This is a genomic window from Bacillus sp. FJAT-27986 (assembly GCF_001685035.1).
Taxonomy (GTDB): domain Bacteria; phylum Bacillota; class Bacilli; order Bacillales; family Pradoshiaceae; genus Pradoshia.
This window is the reverse complement of sequence record NZ_MAYV01000015.1, coordinates 133,490-151,516: the sequence shown is the minus strand read 5'-3', so window position 1 is coordinate 151,516 and position 18,027 is coordinate 133,490. Positions and strand designations below refer to the sequence as shown.

The following is an 18,027-nucleotide window of genomic DNA, read 5'->3' as shown; positions in this document are numbered from 1 at the left end:
TACTATATACAGTATGAAAGGCTTGTACATAGTATGATTATTTATCTAATTTTTGACTGGCACCCGGAGCAATCGGTCCTGGATCTTTAGCAAATACTGCAGCACTTCCAAAAGCGCAAGTCAGTATACATAACGTGATGACAAACCCAGCTATTCGCTTCATAAACCTATTCACCTCCCAATCTTGCTTTGTATCTATGTACATTCTCGGAGTTCAATAGTTGAAGATAAAAAAAGTTTGAGTTTGATGTAAAAACATCTCTGGCAACTTGCATTAATTTTTCATTATCAGTTGCGATGCTATAAAAAAACAGCTGATACGAAGTTAAATACCCATTCTCTTTTTTCAGATTATCTAATATATGCAAAGCCTCTTCTGTTCGTCCTGTTACAAGATAGCGATGGGCTTTTTCTGCTTCATCCTTTGGTATTGAGTCAGTATCGACTCCCCAAAAAGAGTTCAAAAACTCTATAGTATTTATTAAAAAACTCATCCTTTTGGATTGTATATCGGCTGGCAGGGAACTTAAAGTAGCCATTGATTTATTTAGCCAGTATTTTGCCACCTGATAATTTTCAAACATAAAGGATTGACCCAATGTGTGATAGAAAACGGAATAGATAACAGGAAAATATACTTCCAATTCGCGTCTTTCAATCACTTTCATGCATTTTTCTCTGCAGAGATCAATTTTATTCATATACAGGTAGGTGAGAACTTCCATCTCAGCCAAACGGATTGAATATGATTCACGCAGGAAATCATTATCCATTAATTCAACCATTGGTACGATAACACGCCTGACCTTATGAAAAGGTTCATATAGGCCTGTTTCGCTGATTCCATATAGATGAATAATTAATGAAAGAATAAGCGTTTCATTACTCGTATTCTTCACCTTAAAAATGGCATCAATTAAATCCGTACCAGTTAAAAGACCATCTCTTCGCTTACTTAGGATGGAATAGATTGAGAGCCATGTCCTCATCTCCGGACTGTCGAATTCTCTCTCAGTTTGAAGGAGGGATTCTACTTCTTTCGTATCCCCCTGCATCGTAAAGTATTCCATTAAAATGTGAGGTTTTATAGCATCTCTGCAATTGATATAATATTCCTTCAGAAAATATTTCTGTTTTTCATAGTTATTAGGAAATAAATCATTCAGTGAAAATATAATACTATGTAAATCGATTTGTGTAGGATCATAGAGTTCTTTTTGTTTACTGATAAAATCAGTAAACTGTTGATCGTCCTTGATCAGATAATCCTTCAAAATAACACCCTCCATGCCACACCTCACTATTTGTAAAATTTTATACCATAATACAAATTTTAGCAGGCGTTGTCTAAATAGTACACTTTATTTATCCACCAAAATAGTAGGTAAACCGACATATTTCGGGTTTCTTTGCTAGCATATTCACATTTACCCCATGAATAAAAAAACGCAGTTCAATATAGAACTGCGTTACGTGCATCTTTCAACTTACATACCACTTAAATATTTCAATGGATCTACAGCATTCTTTTTAGAAGCAGTCCATTCACCTACGTATAATTCAAAATGTAAATGCTGTCCAAATGAGCGACCCGTATTTCCCATGATTCCGATTTGTTGGCCCTTACTTACTGTTTGACCCTCAGAAACATTTCTTGATCTCAAATGGGCATAGACTGTTGTATAAACTTGTCCATCTATATAGTGCGACAGGTAGATAACATTCCCATAGGAACTTGAAAAATTTGACCTTGTTACGACACCGGCTGCCGAAGCTACGACTGGAACTGTACCTGACTTGGCAATATCAATCCCATTATGGTTTCTTCCCCATCTTCCGCCAAATCCTGAGGATACATATCCTGCTGCAGGGCGCATAAATTTACCGGACGTAATGGCCGGCGCAGATACTGTATTACCATTTCCCCCGCCTGTGCTTGCAGAAACCTTTTTAGCTTCTTCTGCCTGACGGTCCTTTTCTTGTTGAATGGCTTTTTTCACAGCTTCTGCTTGACTCGCCAATAATTGCTTTTCCTCCTCCAGGCTTAGTTTTTCTTCTTCAAGTTCAGCCTGTTCGGATTTTAGAATAGCCATTAATTTATTTTTTTCGACCTTCTGGCCATCAAGCTTTTCATTTATAGTTACCAGCTCTTGTTTCATTGCATTTAATTTATTGAGCTTATCTTCAACTTCTTCTTTTTTTGCAACCAAGTCAGCTTTATCATTTTCTTGTTCCGTTAAGATATCCTTATCCGCTTGCATAATAGTGGATACAGCACCTACACGTTCAACAAATTCACCAAAACTGCTGGCTCCAAAAACAACCTCTAAATAATTCACTCCTCCACCATTTTGCTGGTAGGAGCGAGCCCGTTCTTTTAAAATCTCATTGCGAGTTTCAATTCTGGCCTCAATTTCTTTAATGCTCTCTTTTAAACTTGTAACTTTCTCTTGTGTTGAAGTAATTTGGCTATTTTTCTCTTTAATTTTCTCTTGTGTTTCAGTTATTGATTTTTGTAATTTATTAAGTTCTGCTTTTACTTCAGCTTTTTGAGATTCAATCTGATTGATTTTACCGTTTGCTTCTGAGATATCTGTTTCAACAGCTGATTTCTTTTCTTGGATGTTATTCTTCTTTTGTTGTAAAGAATCAATGGATGCTGCTTGAACACTGCCTCCAAAGAGGCCAGCAAAACCCAGCACTAGCGCTGTGTTTAATGCAACAATGGTCTTCTTCACGTGACTTTCCCCTTTCATACTAGGTAACACAATCTGTCTATTCTATGTAGGCCCCTTTGTTACAAGGGGCACAATTGATAATGTTTGAAATTTAGATGGTTATATTTTCAAAAACTTACGAACCGACATTAAACTTCCCCAAATACCAATCAAAGCTCCAAACAGGACAATCAATAGGGAGACCTGAATGATAAATGGATTGTATGGAAGTAGGCTCATGTAATCAATGGTTAAACCTAATGCAAAATTATCGTAAAGGAACTTATACCCTACAGCAATAATCGCTATTGGAATAATAGATCCCATGATGCCGAGCCATAATCCTTCAAGGAAAAACGGCCAACGGATAAATCCATTTGTGGCACCTACTAATCTCATAATTTCAATTTCACGTCTTCTTGCGAAGATGGTAATTTTAATCGTATTGGATATCAAGAACATCGCCGTAAATAACAAGGCTGCGATTAAAACAATCCCTACATTCCGTGATGTATCGACTATTTTAAACATTTTTTCAACGAAGCCTTGTCCGTATTTGACAGTTTCAACATAATCCATTTTTCCTGCTTCTTCCGCAACCTTTGCGACATCGTCAGGGCGATATGTTTTGATGATATATACATCGTTCAGAGGATTGTCCTGCTCAAAGAGTTCAAAGGCACTTCCCTGATCACCCATATTTTCAATCAGGTTGTTTAATTCATCTTCTTTCGGGGAAAAAGTAATAGAATCTACTTCCCCTAATTTTTCTAGATTACTCTCAAGTTGAATCCTTTGTTCTTCAGTAGCAGTGCGATCCACATGGACACGTACTTCAACATCACTCTCAATGCTGCTGGCAAAGTTATTTAAGTTCATCATAATAACAACAAATACACCAACTAAAGATAGTGTAACTGTTACGGCGCTGACAGAAGCAAATGTCATCCAGCCGTTTCTGCCAATATTTTTGAAGCTTTCTTTTATATGTCGGAGGAAGGTTCTAAAGTTCATAGCCATATTCCCCCTTCTGTTCATCACGCACGATGTATCCATTCTCTATCGCAATAACTCTATGTTGTAGTGTATTAACAATCTCTTTATTATGCGTTGCCATCACAACTGTTGTACCGAGACTATTGATTTCTTCGAAAATCTTCATGATTTCCCATGATGTTTCTGGATCCAGGTTACCAGTCGGCTCATCTGCAATTACCAGCTTAGGCGAGCGAACGATGGATCGGGCAATCGCTACCCTTTGTTGTTCTCCACCGGACAATTCAGTTGGAATCATACGAACCTTATGCTTTAAACCAACTAAATCAAGCACGTCCATAACCTTTTGCTTAATGACCTGTGGTCTTTCCTCTGTTACTTCCAGAGCAAAGGCTACATTTTCATAGACTGTAAGATTATTCAACAGTTTATAATCCTGGAAAATTACCCCGATATCTCTTCTTAAAAGAGGCACCTTCGAGTTTTTGATATTGGCAATATTCCTGCCATTGATCATGATCGTACCACTTGTCGGTTTTTCTTCGCGGTACATCATCTTAATAAATGTAGACTTCCCTGCGCCACTTGGCCCAACAACGTAAACAAATTCTCCTGATTTGATTTTTACATTTAGGCCCTTGACTGCTGAAACGCCATTAGGATATGTCTTTTGAACATTAATCATTTCTATCATGTCGTTTTCACCTTTTTCTACCTTCATGTTGTGTATAGTACCTCTATGCTTTATCGACAGGTGTCGTTATTTCTTGTTTTATGATGGAAAAATCCATCTTTTGTCACGATTTTATTATAACATCATAAAATGTCAGAAAAACCACGTTTATATTACATTTATATTTCAACTCTATTACCTTTTTTGTCAGATACCGTAAATATAGTATTAACTATGCCTGTGGTTCATTGTACTCAAGTTGCAATCTTAAAGAAGAGGTCATTTAACCTATTCAATTAATTAAAGGACAAACAGAAACCGGTAAGATAATCTCCTCCGGTTTGGTAAATTCTATTAAAATACTTCACTGCTTATTGCTAAGCCATTCAGCCACTTTTTTAGCATCATCCTCTGCAATCAAATCGCCTGGCATGGCAGGTGCCCCATCATTAATGATTGCTTCAATTTCTTGCACGGATAATTTTTCACCTACAGAAACCAACCCAGGACCAATTCGGCCTTCAAGTGTGTCTCCATGGCAATTTGAACATTTTTGTTCATAAATCTTTGCCGCTTCACTTCCATCATTAGCAATCGAAATGGGAGTGGATGAGGCTGTTTCATTTTTCTCAGTACCCGAATGAGTTGCACAACCAACAAGGGCAATGATAACAACTGCTATGCCAAAATGCAAATAGTTCTTCAAGGAAGTCCCCTCCCAATATTAGGAAAACATTTGTATGCCCTTATTTTAGCTGTATCTAGGCTTTTTTAAAACCCTCTCCAAGTACCTCGGCAGCATCCATCACGACGACAAATGCCTGGTCATCAATACGTTGAACCACTTGTTTAAGTTTTGTGAAATCAGTTTGATCGATTACACACATTAATACCGGACGTTCACTCTCTGTATATCCGCCATGGGCAGATATTCTTGTAACCCCGCGATCCACTTCTTCCAAAATAGCTCGTCTTACTTCTGTTTCATGATTGGTAATGATCATAACTGTTTTAGAGCGATTAATGCCGACTTGGACTAAATCAATAGTTTTGCTCGTTACATATAGCCCAATCAATGCATATAGACCTTGCTCAATATCAAATACGAGACAAGCAGCCAGTACGATTAAACCATCAATGGCGGCAACACAGGTTCCTAAAGAAAGCCCGGTGTATTTATTAACAATTTGCGCTGCTAAATCGGTACCGCCAGTTGAAGCTTTTCCAAGGAATACTATCCCAAGTCCCAATCCAACACCAATCCCACCAAATAAAGCTCCCAATAAGGGATCCTGAGTCCATGGAGACCAGTTACTCGTCAGGAAAACAACGAATGGGAAAAAGATCGTTCCTACAGCTGTTTTAATTCCAAAATGCGTACCAAGCAGAATAACCCCAGCTATAAATAGCGGAATATTAAAGGCCCATTGTACAAAGGCCGGCTCCCATCCGAATACATTATACGTAATCGTACTGATTCCGCTGACCCCACCGGATGCAACTTTTGTCGGTAATAAAAACATATTAAAGGAGATGGCCACAATGGCAGAGCCGATCAGAACATATAAATAATCCTTAATTAGATTGAAGTAAGGATGCGATTCCTTCTGTGCGTTTCTTTTTTTCTTCACAATTGCAAAAGCCTCCGTCTAAACATTTAATAAAGTATATTCATTCTATACGAAATTCCGACATGAAACAATGAAAGGCAATAAAAGATGAAAAAGTCAGACAATAATCGCGCCAAATGGCAAAGAAAAAGGCACCCCGTAAAGGGCACCTATTATAATTAAATCGAAATATCTTTCTTATTAAAAACAATAAATGTTATCGCGATAAACAGTACATAGTAAGCAGCCAACACACCGAGTGAGAGACCAACCGTCGCACCCTCAAACATAGGCGCACTTTCCATAATATATCTTCTCAAATCTATGTGAGGGAACAAAACAAATTTTAACCATTCATATCGTTCAACAAGGGAGGTGATTAACATATTTAAGGTTGAAGAAGCAAACAAGATGAAAACAGATATACCGACTGCGATTGCCTGGCTTTTAAACAAAGTGCTCAACATAAAAGCCATCGTTATAATGATGAGGAAGCCTGGAACCCAAAATAGCATAAGCTCAAAAAAGTATGGGCCTGCTTCTAATGTTATGACTTCCTCAAAACTTGTAGGGTCGATCATCTTATCTGTGAATGATGCTGAACCAAAGAAAATTAACCCGACAAGGTATCCTGCAACACTTAATACAACCACCATTGTAGCTGCATATAATAAAGTTGTTATATATTTCGAGAGAAGAACTTTCCAGCGCCGATGCGGACGAATTAATAATTGCTTAATTGTTCCATCAGAGAACTCCGCGGACACTGAGGCACTGCAGATAATAACAGCAAATAAGGTCACAAAAGATGCGATTGATGTAACCCAATTGACCATAAAGGTCCAACTTGTTTCTTGGTTAGGATTGATACCCGTATCCAATAATTTCTGACTTCGGGCAATATCTTCTTGAATCCACTCTTTTTCTTCCTCAGATGTCTTCGGATCATCCAGAACAGCTTGCTGGGACTGTATGTTATTCTCTTCCTTCGCTTTCCAATCATCTGCATTATTCATGGTCTTTACTAGAATAGCGCTCCCTACTAGAGCAACTAGCAAAAAGCCGATAAATATATAAGCAGACACTTTAGAGAAAATTTTCATCCATTCATTTTTAATCAATGAAATCATACTCGCACCTCCTCTTGCTCTGTAATCTCGAAGAATCGATCTTCAAGCGTTTTCTTCACAACATTAATTTCATAAACATCTACTTCTGCTTCATTTAACTGTCGATTTACTTTGGCAATATCTTCGCGTGTTGCCTGGAGGGTAATCATCTTTTCATCCTGCCTTACAATATTCAGGTTTGAAAATTGCTTTTTAATTACATTGGCTGCTGCCAATACATTATTGATGGAGAAAACCACTTCTCTTAGGTCTTCCTCTTTTTCTTCTATAATATTATTTTCTATATGTATGAGCTTTCCTTTCTCAATAACGGCAAAACGATCACACATTAATTGCATCTCGGATAATAAATGAGAGGAAATTAGCACACCTATTCCCTCATTGGCTAATTGACGTAAATAATCACGGAATTCTCGTATTCCTTGTGGGTCCAATCCGTTTGTTGGTTCATCGAGGATTAATAACTGAGGACGATGCAGCACAGCCTGCGCAACCCCAAGACGCTGTCGCATTCCCAGCGAATAGGTCTTTACCTTTTTATCCATCGCATGGTCTAGCTTTACCAAGCGAGCAACTTCATCAATCCGCTCTGTTTTAATCTTTTCTTTAGCCATACGGGCATAATGGATCATATTCTTCCGGCCGGTCATATATTTGTAAAACTCCGGGTTCTCTACAATTGCCCCTAAATCATGCATAGCCCCTTCAAAATCCCTATCCAGATCATGCCCATTAATAAGAACCTGGCCGTTCGTACGATTAATTAGACTGGCAATCATTCTGATAATCGTTGTCTTACCAGCACCATTCGGACCAAGCAGTCCAAAAATTTCACCCTTTTTAACGCTGAAACTAACATCATTGACAATAACAGTGCTGCCAATCTTTTTCGTTAATGACTTTACCTCAAGAGCCGTATCATTCATGCCATCACTTCCTTTCAAAAATTACACCTATTAATAATACCGTATAAAACGGATAAAAGTTACAGAAATTACAAAATAATTAAAAAATTCATTAAAAAATTAAATTAAAAAAGACCAGCTAAATTAGCTGACCTTTAAAAGTTCTATATGAATTAGGATAATTTTGAACGTAAATAAGCATCGATGAACATATCTAAATCTCCATCCATGACAGCCTGAATATTCCCAGTTTCGGCATTTGTACGATGGTCCTTAACCATGGAATATGGATGGAATACATAGGAACGGATTTGACTTCCCCAGCCAATTTCCTTTTGTTCTCCACGAATTTCTGCCAATTCAGCTTCTTGTTGCTCGATTTCCAGTTGATAAAGCTTGGATTTCAGCATTTTCATAGCTGTTTCACGGTTCTTGATTTGGGAGCGCTCCGTTTGGCAGCTGACCACTGTATTCGTTGGTAAATGAGTGATCCGAACGGCAGAATCTGTTGTATTGATATGCTGACCACCGGCACCGCTCGCACGATACGTATCAATTTTCAAATCCTCTGTACGAATTTCGATATTAATCTCATCATTGAATTCAGGCATTACCTCACAGGAAACGAAAGAGGTATGGCGACGTCCTGAAGAGTCAAACGGCGAGATACGTACTAGGCGGTGTACGCCTTTTTCTGCCTTCAAATAGCCATACGCATTGTGGCCTCGAATGCCTAGCGTTACGCTTTTAACTCCAGCTTCATCACCAGGAAGATAATCAAGTGTTTCTACCTTGAAGCCTTTCTTTTCAGCCCATCTTGTATACATACGCAGCAGTAAGGATGCCCAATCCTGAGATTCCGTTCCGCCTGCACCTGGATGAAGCTCTAAAATGGCATTATTCTTGTCATATTCTTCACTCAATAACAGCTGAAGCTCAAACGCATTCAATCTCTCGGATAGTTCCATAAGCTCGCTCTCCAGTTCTTCCTGGAGATCTACATCTGGCTCTTCCTTAATTAATTCAAAGGTCAAATCCAAATTCTCGTATGACTCATTTAATGCATTAAATTCGCCCACTTGATCCTTCAAGCCATTTGCCTCGTTAATAATTCCCTGCGCTTTCGCTTGGTCATTCCAAAATGATGGTTCGGACATGATCTCGTCCAATTCCATAATACGGGCTTCTTTTTCTTCTAAGTCAAAGAGACCCCCTAAAGTCCGCCAAACGTGTGGCTGTTTTTTCTAACTCGTTACGAATTTCTGCTATTTCCATTTACGTTCACCTCATCTATTTTTACAAAGCTTGTTACTCACAATTGAAATCTCCTTTTCAGGAAAAAGAGAGCCGGCCTATCCTTTAGCCGTCCCTCTTTATTTAACATATCTTATTATACGCGTCAACGTCGTTTAAAGATACTGACATGTCTTATTTATCTTCCATGGCAATTCTTATATTTCTTACCGCTTCCGCATGGACACGGAGCATTTCGCCCAACGGATTCTTCATTGCGTTTCGGTTTTTTCTTAACTGTCTCTCCTTCATCACCCTTCGGATTAACAGCTTGCCCTTTCACAACCTCTTCACGCTCGAGATTATTGCGGATCTCAGCTTTCATGATGTATTTAGCCACATCATCCTCAATCGCAGAAATCATGGCTTCGAACATCGCAAAACCTTCTTGCTGATATTCATTGAGCGGATTGATTTGAGCATAGGCACGTAAATGAATACCTTGTCTCAATTGTTCCATTGTATCAATGTGATCCATCCACTTGCTATCAACCGCACGCAATACAATTACCTTTTCAAACTCACGCATTTGCTCAGAAGAAAGCTCTTCTTCCTTCTCATTGTATTTTTCAATGATTTTGCCATAAATTAATTCAATCAATTCTTCCCCATCAAGCTCTTTTAATTCCTCAGCATTAAAAGTACCTTCAGGCAGAAGGTTGGCATAGACATAATCAAGCAATCCTTCAATATTCCACTCTTCGCTTTCCACATCAGGCGCAAAGGCATAGACATTGCGCTGCAGAGAGGAACGAATCATAGTCTCTACGATTTCACGCAGATTCTCACTTGATAGTACATCAAAACGCTGCTTATAAATAATCTCACGTTGTTGACGAAGTACATCATCATATTCAAGCAATTGTTTACGGGCATCATAGTTATTACCTTCAACTCGTTTTTGCGCAGATTCAACGGCTTTAGATACCATTTTACTTTGAATCGGTTGGTCATCCTCCATACCGAGACGGGACATCATGCTCTTAATATTGTCAGATCCAAAACGGCGCATCAATTCATCCTCTAATGAAAGATAGAATTGTGTAACCCCAGGGTCTCCCTGACGACCGGAACGTCCACGCAGCTGATTATCAATACGGCGGCTTTCATGGCGCTCCGTACCAATAACGGCAAGACCGCCGACTTCCTTCACACCTTCACCAAGCTTGATATCTGTACCACGGCCCGCCATATTCGTAGCAATTGTTACGGCACCTGGCTGACCGGCATCAAGGATGATATTTCCTTCGCGTTCATGCTGCTTCGCATTCAGGACACTATGCGGAATTCCTTTTTTCTTCAATAATTCAGATACATATTCACTCGTTTCAATCGCTACTGTACCAACCAATACTGGCTGACCCTTCGCATGGCGTTCAGCGATATCCTCAACGACCGCTTTGAATTTCCCTTCCATAGAGGCAAAAATCAAATCTGCACGGTCATCACGCACGATGTCGCGGTTCGTTGGAATCGCAATAACATTCATATTATAAATATTACGGAATTCCTCTTCCTCTGTTTTCGCTGTACCAGTCATACCGGCAAGCTTTTCATACATACGGAAGTAGTTTTGGAACGTAATCGTCGCAAGCGTCATGCTTTCATTCTGGATATCGAGGTTTTCTTTCGCTTCGATCGCCTGATGCAAGCCATCACTATAACGGCGTCCTTTCATTAGACGGCCGGTAAATTGGTCAACGATGACAATCTCGCCATCCTGAACCACATAATCCACATCCAAATGCATGGAAACATGCGCTTTTAACGCCTGGTTAATATGATGGTTCAAGGCAACATGGCTAATATCGAATAAATTATCAATGCCAAATGCTTTTTCAGCACGGCTCATTCCTTCTTCAGTTAGCTGAACACCTTTTGTCTTTTCGTCGTATGTGTAATCTCTTTCTTTTGATAAAGTACGGACAAAAGCATTTGCCTGTATATAAAGCTGAGTTGATTTTTGAGCGGAACCAGAGATAATCAATGGCGTACGTGCTTCATCAATCAGGATGGAGTCAACCTCATCTATTACAGCATAATGAAGCGGACGCTGTACCATCTGTTCCTTATACAGCACCATATTGTCACGTAAATAATCAAACCCAAACTCGTTATTTGTACCATAGGTAATATCGGCATTATACGCTTCCTGTTTCTCTTCACGGCTCATTCCAGTAAGATTCAAGCCGACTGAAAGCCCAAGGAAGTTAAATAATTGCCCCATTTCAGTGGCGTCACGGCTTGCTAAGTATTCATTGACTGTAATGACATGAACACCTTTACCAGTAATCGCATTTAAGTAAACAGGCATAGTGGAGGTCAATGTTTTACCTTCCCCTGTTTTCATCTCAGAAATATTACCTTCATGAAGGGCGATACCCCCCATTAATTGAACCTGGAAAGGATACATGCCAAGGACACGGCGTGATGCTTCTCTGACTACTGCAAATGCCTCAGGCAGTATATCATCGAGTTTCTCTCCACCCGCGTAACGTTCTTGAAATTCCGTTGTTTTAGCAGACAGTTCTTCATCAGACAAAGCTTCCATGGCAGATGCCAAAGCTTCTATTTTATTTGCAGCCTTATTCAGGCGTTTAAGCTCAGATTTATTAGGGTCAAACAATTTATTCAAAATCCCCATTAAGCAGTCTCTCCTCTTATCTGTACAGGGTTCATTAGCCCTAGAATGATATAGATTAATAATCGTTCATATTTTTAAATTTCACATTAATAGTAACACTTACAAATGGACAAAACAACAGAAGGAGTGTGTACACACATGATATTTTTGGGTTATTTTACCTCAAAATATACTTAAGTTCATAACTGATCTTTGAAATTTTGATAGAGAAATTGCATGAAGGGCTTAAATATTGAAGAGAGGTTTCCTCATAAATGGTTAGGCTGATTTCTAATTATAATAGAATTAATACACAAAAATAGTAGACTAGGTGCCTCCATAGATGAGGTTTCAATAAGTTTAGTTTTGATTGAACGAGATGGATTTATGCCCATTTTCTGATCACGATCATTCAATGAAAAAGCAGCCCCCTTACAGGAGCTGCCCATTATCAAGTATAAAATTAGCTTTGTGCTTCAATTAAGCCGTATTTGCCATCTTTACGTTTGTAAACGATGTGAGTGCCGTCAGTTTCTGCATCAGTATAGATGAAGAAATTGTGTCCTAGCATGTCCATTTGAAGAATTGCTTCTTCGCTGTCCATTGGTTTAAGATCAAAGCGTTTCACACGCACAACTTCTAATTTATCATCCTCTTCTTGCTCAACACCGACTTCTCCAGCTGGAAAAGTGAATAACTCTTTACCGCTTTCACGAGAACGACGGTTAACTTTTGTTTTATATTTACGAATTTGTCTTTCCAATTTATCGTTAATTAAATCGATACCTGCATACATATCTGTATTTGTTTCCTCTGCACGTAGCACTAGGTTAGGTAGCGGAATAGTGATTTCAACTTTTGTTGTTTTATCATTGTACACCTTCAGATTGACATGTACGTTTGCATCAGGTGTTTCTGTAAAGTATCTTTCCAATTTTCCGATTTTTTTCTCTACATATTCTCTGATTGCTGGAGTTACCTCAATGTTTTCACCACGAATGTTATAATTCATAAGTGAGTCCTCCTTTTCTACTCTATAACTATTAATATTCTCTAATCCCTTTTAAAAATCCTGCCTATATCGACAATTTGTTTAAGTTTAAATATTCAGGATTTTCAAGGAATTCATATATAGTATACCCTATTCAACAACAAAAAAGCACTACTTCTCATGATAATTCATTTGAGGTAATCATTTCCTCTTATCGTAATAAACTCCATCTGTTAAAATCGCCTCATAGGGGTTGGCATATTTTTGATTATGCTGCTTTTGCTCCCGTACCATTTTAAGGTTCCGAGCCACTTCCATTCTCCGTTTGGCCATTGCTTTCGCCAGTTCTTCATTCAGCTTCACACATAACTCGCCAAGCTTTTTTTCCTCGTCAGTAAAAGGAGGCTGTATATCTTTTTGCAGACTTTCCCGAATACGAATGATTTCATCCAGCCTAGAAATAGCGATCTCGCGGTCTTTTTCCCAGCTCAAATCACTTAATACCTCTATCGCTTCCCTTGTTACCTGAAAATATTCCCGCAGTGCACTCATCATAAACCGAGCTCCTCTGTCTCTCATTTAAAAAAGCCCTGACTTCGGTAAAAGCCAAGGCCAAACCCCCATTACGTATAAATATTAATGAGCATTCCTTGGATTTCGCCAATCATGCCTAATAAATGTATACGTTTATCTTCCTTATCAAGGACAGCATTTGTGAGGTCAACCAGCTTTTTATCCACTTCTTTTACAAGCTTATACACCTTTGCTGATCCACGATGATTAAAACCGCGATGCTCCTCTAATTGCAGCCCATTTTTTACGGCATCATCTAAAAATTCTTTCACAAGCTTCTTATATTTTCGCAAATGATCAACCGACTGAGTTTCACCGAGCCTCTTGCCCTGCTCCTCAATCTCCTGCATTTTCCGTGTCAATCGCTCAAGAGTCAAATCATTGCGCCTGGTTCCCATAACCTCTTTAAAGGCAATGGAATCCTTCGCTACCTCTTCCTTAGAACTAACCTTTTGCAAACCAGTCCTGCCTACTCTTTGTACCTCCATGAGATCACCTCAACTTTGTTACTTCAATAATTGTAGCACACCCTGTGGAAGTTGGTTGGCTTGTGCTAACATGGCCTGTGCTGCCTGATTTAAAATATTATTCTTTGTGAACTCGGTCATCTCAAGAGCCATATCTACATCACGAATCCGTGATTCTGCAGAGGTTACGTTTTCACTCATTGTTTGTAAATTCGTAATCGTATGCTCCAGACGATTCTGCATCGCACCTAAGTTGGAGCGCTCTGCAGAAACGGCCGCGATCGCTGCATCAATTTTTGAAAGAGCAGCATTCGCAGCCTCTGCTGTTTTCACATTTAATGGTGCAGCTGCGGTTCCTAATCCGAGTTCTTCAGCATTCATTTTATTTATCGTTAACTCAATCGTTTGGCCTGCATTAGCGCCTATTTGAAAACTAAATTCAGATTGGCTTCCATCTAATAGCTTCGCACTATTAAACTCAGTCGTTTCACTAACACGATCAATTTCTGCTGTAAGCTGATTATACTCTTCCTGGATGGCTTCACGATCTTCATTCGTATACGTCCCATTCGCGCTTTGAACCGTTAACTCTCTCATACGCTGCAGCATTTCATGGACAGATGACAAGGAGCCTTCTGCTGTTTGAATGAGAGAAACTCCATCAAGGGCATTTCGTTCCGCCATATTTAGACCGCGAATTTGTGAACGCATTTTCTCTGAAATAGCTAGTCCCGCTGCATCATCCGAAGCTTTATTAATACGAAGCCCAGATGATAGCTTTTCTAAGCTTTTATTTGTATTGGTTGTATTAGTTGATAGATTACGATAGGCATTCAAGGCAGATATATTATGATTAATTTTCATGGAAATGCTCCCTCATTCTATTAGAATTTTTTCCTCATCACGTTATTTTCATAGGCCGATACCATCTTAATTAACGAATCAGCCTTTGCATTATTTTTCAGTTCCATGGCATCATTCCAGGCAGTGGATAGGGTCTCAACGATTTTGATCAGAAATGAAATGCTATCCGTATTCTTAGTTAGATTTACCCGGATCAGCTCATCAGCCAGGAAATTATAGAGGGTGTCCAAATTCTCCGTAATTGGGCCTGCTTCATACCGAAGTCCCACACCAAGTCGATGAACGATATCACTGGCCCTTTGCAGGCTTTTATTAGCCTGGAATAAATTAGGCTCGTCTATTTGATCAATTGCTTCATATAAATTGGTTAATAGTCCTTCATACAGCAATGCCGTTAATTCCTGAGATGATTTTTGCACAATAAGTTCCTCTGTTAAAAATTCCATTCACAAAAACCTCCATGTCCTCTTATTTTATATATCGACGGGCTAGTTATATTGTTTATCGAGCTCTTCTAATAAAAGGAGGATTTCAGCAATCACTGCATAAAGCTGCGGAGGAATCGAATCTCCAAGGTCAATGTCCAAAAGATGGCTGACCAATGACTCATCCTCCTGCAGGTGAATATCATTTTTCTTAGCCATTTCAATAATCCTTCTAGCTACTTCCCCAGTTCCCTGAGCGACTAGCTGCGGGGCCTCTCCATTTTGTTCATCGTACCTTATGACAGCTGCGGTCGGTCCATTCATCTTTTTACGGTTCATTTGATTGAAATATTGCTGTCTCATATCGTTATGTCATACCCCTTTTTCGTAAAGGCTGTTTGGGCTGCTGGACTTGCCTCTCGTTCTGAGTTCTTCGTTTCCACGGTCATCGGTTTAAATTGAACCGAGCCAATCGAATAACCAATTTCCTTGAACCGATCAAGCGATGAATCCGATATTCGAGTCATGGATTGCAGCAAATCTTCCTTATCACTTTTAAAGGTTAGAAACAAATTTCGATTGGTCGCCGTCAGCGAAATTCCAATCTCACCAAGACGCTTGGTCTCCATCACAAAGTAAAGACTGCAGTTCTCCCAATCAATTTGATCCTTATCAGATTGAGAGTTTACAAATACTTTCACATTTTCAACTTCCTTATGAAGTAAAAGCGGAAGCTGCATGGCCAGATTCTGCATACCGGATGAGTCAGGCTTAGCTAGAAGCTGCTGACCGGTTAGTTTTTGAACAGCCTGTTCCACCTGCTGAGCCAGCTTCGGATTCAGCTGGTCTGATTGCAAGACCGAAAGCAGAGAGGATTTTACAGTTTGCGGCATTTCCGGCTGTTTTCCATTCAAAACAGACTTCGCCACCTCATGTTCATTCATCATCCCGAGTTTTCGAATCAGCTCCAGCACATTCCGTCCAGACTGCTCAGGCTTTGCACCTTGAGTAAATACATCTTCACCAACATTACTCGTCATGCCTGCCACAAAATGCTTAACTTTAACATCAGACGGTTTAAACAAAAGACCTTCTACGGATGCTTTAACTTCCTTCACGATTTGGTTCGCCTCAGGTAGCTTTCCACTCATAAGCAAATTCTTTGCTTCCTGCAATCTGCTGCTAGCCTGCAGGAGCTTCTTCTCCGTCGACATATCGGTATAAAGCATGAAGTCACCCTTTAAAATAGCTTGATCAAGCTGCTTAATGGTAGATTCCAAGACCTGCTTAACCTGGGGCTGTTTTTGCCCCATCATTTTGATAGACTGATCCAAGTTTCTCGTAATCTCTCTTTTTATATGTTTAAAATCGATCGTAAGCTGGGATAGCTTTTTACTAATCTCAGTAACGATTACGTCTTTTGATGAGGGGTTCAGCCCCTGGATAGTCTGATTGATTGCAGTCTGCTCAGATTCGGTTAATGAGTTGGCCGGTTTTACATCCATTACTTTTGGGTTTTCCTCCTGCATGATTGATAATGCCGTCATCAGTTCTTTGCGCGCTGACAATTCTCTACCCTTGGACACAAGCTCTGTTGCCTTTTCAACTGCTCCTGTCAGACGTTCAATACCTTCGAATAGTTTGGCAGAGTCACCACTCAGAAATTCTGTTGCTTTTGCCAATACCATCGCCATGGAAGAATCCTTTTGAACACTTTTCATCAAATCCATTACTTCCTTGCCATGAACAGAAACCTCCATATTCACTGGAGTGACTGCTCCCTTGCTTTTATCAATGATGGAAAGAGTTTGAATTAAAGCTTCTTTACCAGCCAGCAGCGATTTTAAGATGGCACTCTTTTCGGCTTGAGAAAGGTCCGGTGAATCCTTTATAAATTTCATCACCTGTTCAGTGATTTTGGCAGAATCCTGCTGGTGTATGATGGCTGATTTTAAATCGCGGATTGTAGTTATCGGCACATGAATAGGTGGTGTAGAAACCCTCGAAATCTCCGGAAGCTCTTTGCCAATTTTACTAACCATCTTCCCAATCGATTCACCATGCAAGGCAGAGTGAATTGCTTTTAGCTCAAGGTTGCGTACCTCTAACTGACGCTCCGCCAAAGCCGTAATGGTAGCTAATTTTTGCTCCACTGTCCCCGCCTCTGTGTTCATAAAGCGCTGAATCGTCTGTAAACTATCTTTAGAAAGCGGATACCCTTTTTCCTGCAAAATTTGCAAAGCCTGACGGAAGTCTTTATTAGATGCATCAACACCGCCCGCTTTCAGAATTTCTTCAACCTTGGTAGGAGCCTGGCCTTCTGCTGCGGGCTGATTTGTTGAAAGGGTTTTAACCGTTAATTGGTCATTTTCAATGCCCGTAATCTCGACTTGAGCCTTATTCTGTGCCGGCACTCCGTTTTCAAACGTCATGCTCATCTCTTTACCTTTTAAAGAAACAACAGCTGTATTGGCGGATACCCGTTCTTTAATGGTTACAGACTGAATCTGTCCAACTGAATATTGATTGCTTTTTCCGTTTAAGCTATGCCCCGAATGGATTGCTTGAATCTGCATTGCGTTCACTCTCCGTCCAAATTCCTTATTCTTTTTATCGGTAAATTGCCTACAAATATTAGTTTGTGATAAAGAAATAGACACAATTTCCTAGTTTGCCTAAGCACTAATATTCGTTAAAAAGAACAAAAATTTCTTAATATACAACAAAACGCTTGCTATGACAGAAATAATCGGCAATAAT

General features: G+C 39.5%; 18 protein-coding genes. All 18 read right to left on the bottom strand.

Going from position 1 to position 18,027, the window contains the following annotated elements; all coding sequences use genetic code 11:
• Positions 1-37: 37 nt before the first annotated feature.
• The gene (locus A8L44_RS19380; protein ID WP_257469103.1) at positions 38-163 is read right to left on the bottom strand and encodes a hypothetical protein; all 126 of its coding nucleotides are present in this window, start codon (positions 161-163) and stop codon (positions 38-40) included.
• Between the two features lie 4 nt (positions 164-167).
• Positions 168-1,274 (bottom strand): AimR family lysis-lysogeny pheromone receptor, encoded by a 1,107-nt coding sequence (locus A8L44_RS11665; RefSeq protein WP_066106093.1) that lies wholly within the window; start codon positions 1,272-1,274, stop codon positions 168-170.
• 213 nt (positions 1,275-1,487) lie between these two features.
• Complete coding sequence (locus A8L44_RS19375; protein WP_066106090.1) at positions 1,488-2,738, bottom strand: murein hydrolase activator EnvC family protein; 1,251 nt, start codon at positions 2,736-2,738, stop codon at positions 1,488-1,490.
• Positions 2,739-2,837: 99 nt separating this feature from the next.
• Positions 2,838-3,731: a permease-like cell division protein FtsX gene (gene ftsX, locus A8L44_RS11655; RefSeq protein ID WP_066106086.1), complete on the bottom strand. Its 894-nt coding sequence runs from the start codon at positions 3,729-3,731 to the stop codon at positions 2,838-2,840.
• Entirely contained in the window at positions 3,721-4,407 is a 687-nt protein-coding gene (gene ftsE / locus A8L44_RS11650) for a cell division ATP-binding protein FtsE (RefSeq protein ID WP_066106856.1), read from the bottom strand. The genes ftsX and ftsE overlap by 11 nt, the downstream gene beginning before the upstream one ends.
• A 343-nt stretch (positions 4,408-4,750) precedes the next feature.
• Positions 4,751-5,092, bottom strand: coding sequence for a c-type cytochrome (locus A8L44_RS11645; RefSeq protein WP_077248104.1), 342 nt, complete (start codon positions 5,090-5,092; stop codon positions 4,751-4,753).
• 55 nt (positions 5,093-5,147) lie between these two features.
• Positions 5,148-6,017: a YitT family protein gene (locus tag A8L44_RS11640; RefSeq protein WP_395940468.1), complete on the bottom strand. Its 870-nt coding sequence runs from the start codon at positions 6,015-6,017 to the stop codon at positions 5,148-5,150.
• A gap of 158 nt (positions 6,018-6,175) precedes the next feature.
• The gene (locus A8L44_RS11635) at positions 6,176-7,126 is read right to left on the bottom strand and encodes an ABC transporter permease (protein WP_066106080.1); all 951 of its coding nucleotides are present in this window, start codon (positions 7,124-7,126) and stop codon (positions 6,176-6,178) included.
• Entirely contained in the window at positions 7,123-8,052 is a 930-nt protein-coding gene (locus A8L44_RS11630; RefSeq protein ID WP_066106078.1) for an ABC transporter ATP-binding protein, read from the bottom strand. Before A8L44_RS11630 ends, A8L44_RS11635 begins: the two co-directional genes overlap by 4 nt.
• A 152-nt stretch (positions 8,053-8,204) precedes the next feature.
• Positions 8,205-9,306, bottom strand: a protein-coding gene (prfB, locus tag A8L44_RS11625; RefSeq protein WP_139063848.1) for a peptide chain release factor 2 whose coding sequence is annotated in 2 segments (ribosomal slippage) — positions 8,205-9,233 and positions 9,235-9,306 — 1,101 coding nt in all. Because the reading frame shifts where the segments join, the coding sequence is not laid out codon by codon here.
• A gap of 157 nt (positions 9,307-9,463) precedes the next feature.
• Entirely contained in the window at positions 9,464-11,968 is a 2,505-nt protein-coding gene (gene secA / locus A8L44_RS11620) for a preprotein translocase subunit SecA (RefSeq protein WP_066106075.1), read from the bottom strand.
• A 442-nt stretch (positions 11,969-12,410) separates the two neighbouring features.
• Positions 12,411-12,959, bottom strand: coding sequence for a ribosome hibernation-promoting factor, HPF/YfiA family (gene hpf, locus A8L44_RS11615; protein WP_066106072.1), 549 nt, complete (start codon positions 12,957-12,959; stop codon positions 12,411-12,413).
• A gap of 180 nt (positions 12,960-13,139) precedes the next feature.
• Positions 13,140-13,493 (bottom strand): hypothetical protein, encoded by a 354-nt coding sequence (locus tag A8L44_RS11610; RefSeq protein WP_066106070.1) that lies wholly within the window; start codon positions 13,491-13,493, stop codon positions 13,140-13,142.
• A gap of 68 nt (positions 13,494-13,561) precedes the next feature.
• Positions 13,562-13,999, bottom strand: coding sequence for a YaaR family protein (locus A8L44_RS11605; RefSeq protein WP_066106067.1), 438 nt, complete (start codon positions 13,997-13,999; stop codon positions 13,562-13,564).
• Between the two features lie 18 nt (positions 14,000-14,017).
• Positions 14,018-14,842: a flagellin N-terminal helical domain-containing protein gene (locus A8L44_RS11600; protein ID WP_066106066.1), complete on the bottom strand. Its 825-nt coding sequence runs from the start codon at positions 14,840-14,842 to the stop codon at positions 14,018-14,020.
• A gap of 20 nt (positions 14,843-14,862) precedes the next feature.
• Positions 14,863-15,288: a flagellar export chaperone FliS gene (locus tag A8L44_RS11595; RefSeq protein ID WP_066106060.1), complete on the bottom strand. Its 426-nt coding sequence runs from the start codon at positions 15,286-15,288 to the stop codon at positions 14,863-14,865.
• 42 nt (positions 15,289-15,330) lie between these two features.
• Positions 15,331-15,630: an EscU/YscU/HrcU family type III secretion system export apparatus switch protein gene (locus A8L44_RS11590; protein ID WP_066106057.1), complete on the bottom strand. Its 300-nt coding sequence runs from the start codon at positions 15,628-15,630 to the stop codon at positions 15,331-15,333.
• Positions 15,627-17,843 (bottom strand): hypothetical protein, encoded by a 2,217-nt coding sequence (locus A8L44_RS11585; RefSeq protein WP_066106054.1) that lies wholly within the window; start codon positions 17,841-17,843, stop codon positions 15,627-15,629. Before A8L44_RS11585 ends, A8L44_RS11590 begins: the two co-directional genes overlap by 4 nt.
• Between the last annotated feature and the right edge of the window lie 184 nt (positions 17,844-18,027).

Bases quoted from the DNA above. Each gene is read 5' to 3' on its own strand.
- A8L44_RS19380 (WP_257469103.1), bottom strand. From the start codon at position 163: ATGAAGCGAATAGCTGGGTTTGTCATCACGTTATGTATACTGACTTGC.
- ftsX (WP_066106086.1), bottom strand. From the start codon at position 3,731: ATGAACTTTAGAACCTTCCTCCGACATATAAAAGAAAGCTTCAAAAAT.
- ftsE (WP_066106856.1), bottom strand. From the start codon at position 4,407: ATGATAGAAATGATTAATGTTCAAAAGACATATCCTAATGGCGTTTCA.
- A8L44_RS11635 (WP_066106080.1), bottom strand. From the start codon at position 7,126: ATGATTTCATTGATTAAAAATGAATGGATGAAAATTTTCTCTAAAGTG.
- A8L44_RS11630 (WP_066106078.1), bottom strand. From the start codon at position 8,052: ATGAATGATACGGCTCTTGAGGTAAAGTCATTAACGAAAAAGATTGGC.
- secA (WP_066106075.1), bottom strand. From the start codon at position 11,968: ATGGGGATTTTGAATAAATTGTTTGACCCTAATAAATCTGAGCTTAAA.
- hpf (WP_066106072.1), bottom strand. From the start codon at position 12,959: ATGAATTATAACATTCGTGGTGAAAACATTGAGGTAACTCCAGCAATC.
- A8L44_RS11610 (WP_066106070.1), bottom strand. From the start codon at position 13,493: ATGATGAGTGCACTGCGGGAATATTTTCAGGTAACAAGGGAAGCGATA.
- A8L44_RS11605 (WP_066106067.1), bottom strand. From the start codon at position 13,999: ATGGAGGTACAAAGAGTAGGCAGGACTGGTTTGCAAAAGGTTAGTTCT.
- A8L44_RS11600 (WP_066106066.1), bottom strand. From the start codon at position 14,842: ATGAAAATTAATCATAATATATCTGCCTTGAATGCCTATCGTAATCTA.
- A8L44_RS11595 (WP_066106060.1), bottom strand. From the start codon at position 15,288: ATGGAATTTTTAACAGAGGAACTTATTGTGCAAAAATCATCTCAGGAA.
- A8L44_RS11590 (WP_066106057.1), bottom strand. From the start codon at position 15,630: ATGAGACAGCAATATTTCAATCAAATGAACCGTAAAAAGATGAATGGA.
- A8L44_RS11585 (WP_066106054.1), bottom strand. From the start codon at position 17,843: ATGCAGATTCAAGCAATCCATTCGGGGCATAGCTTAAACGGAAAAAGC.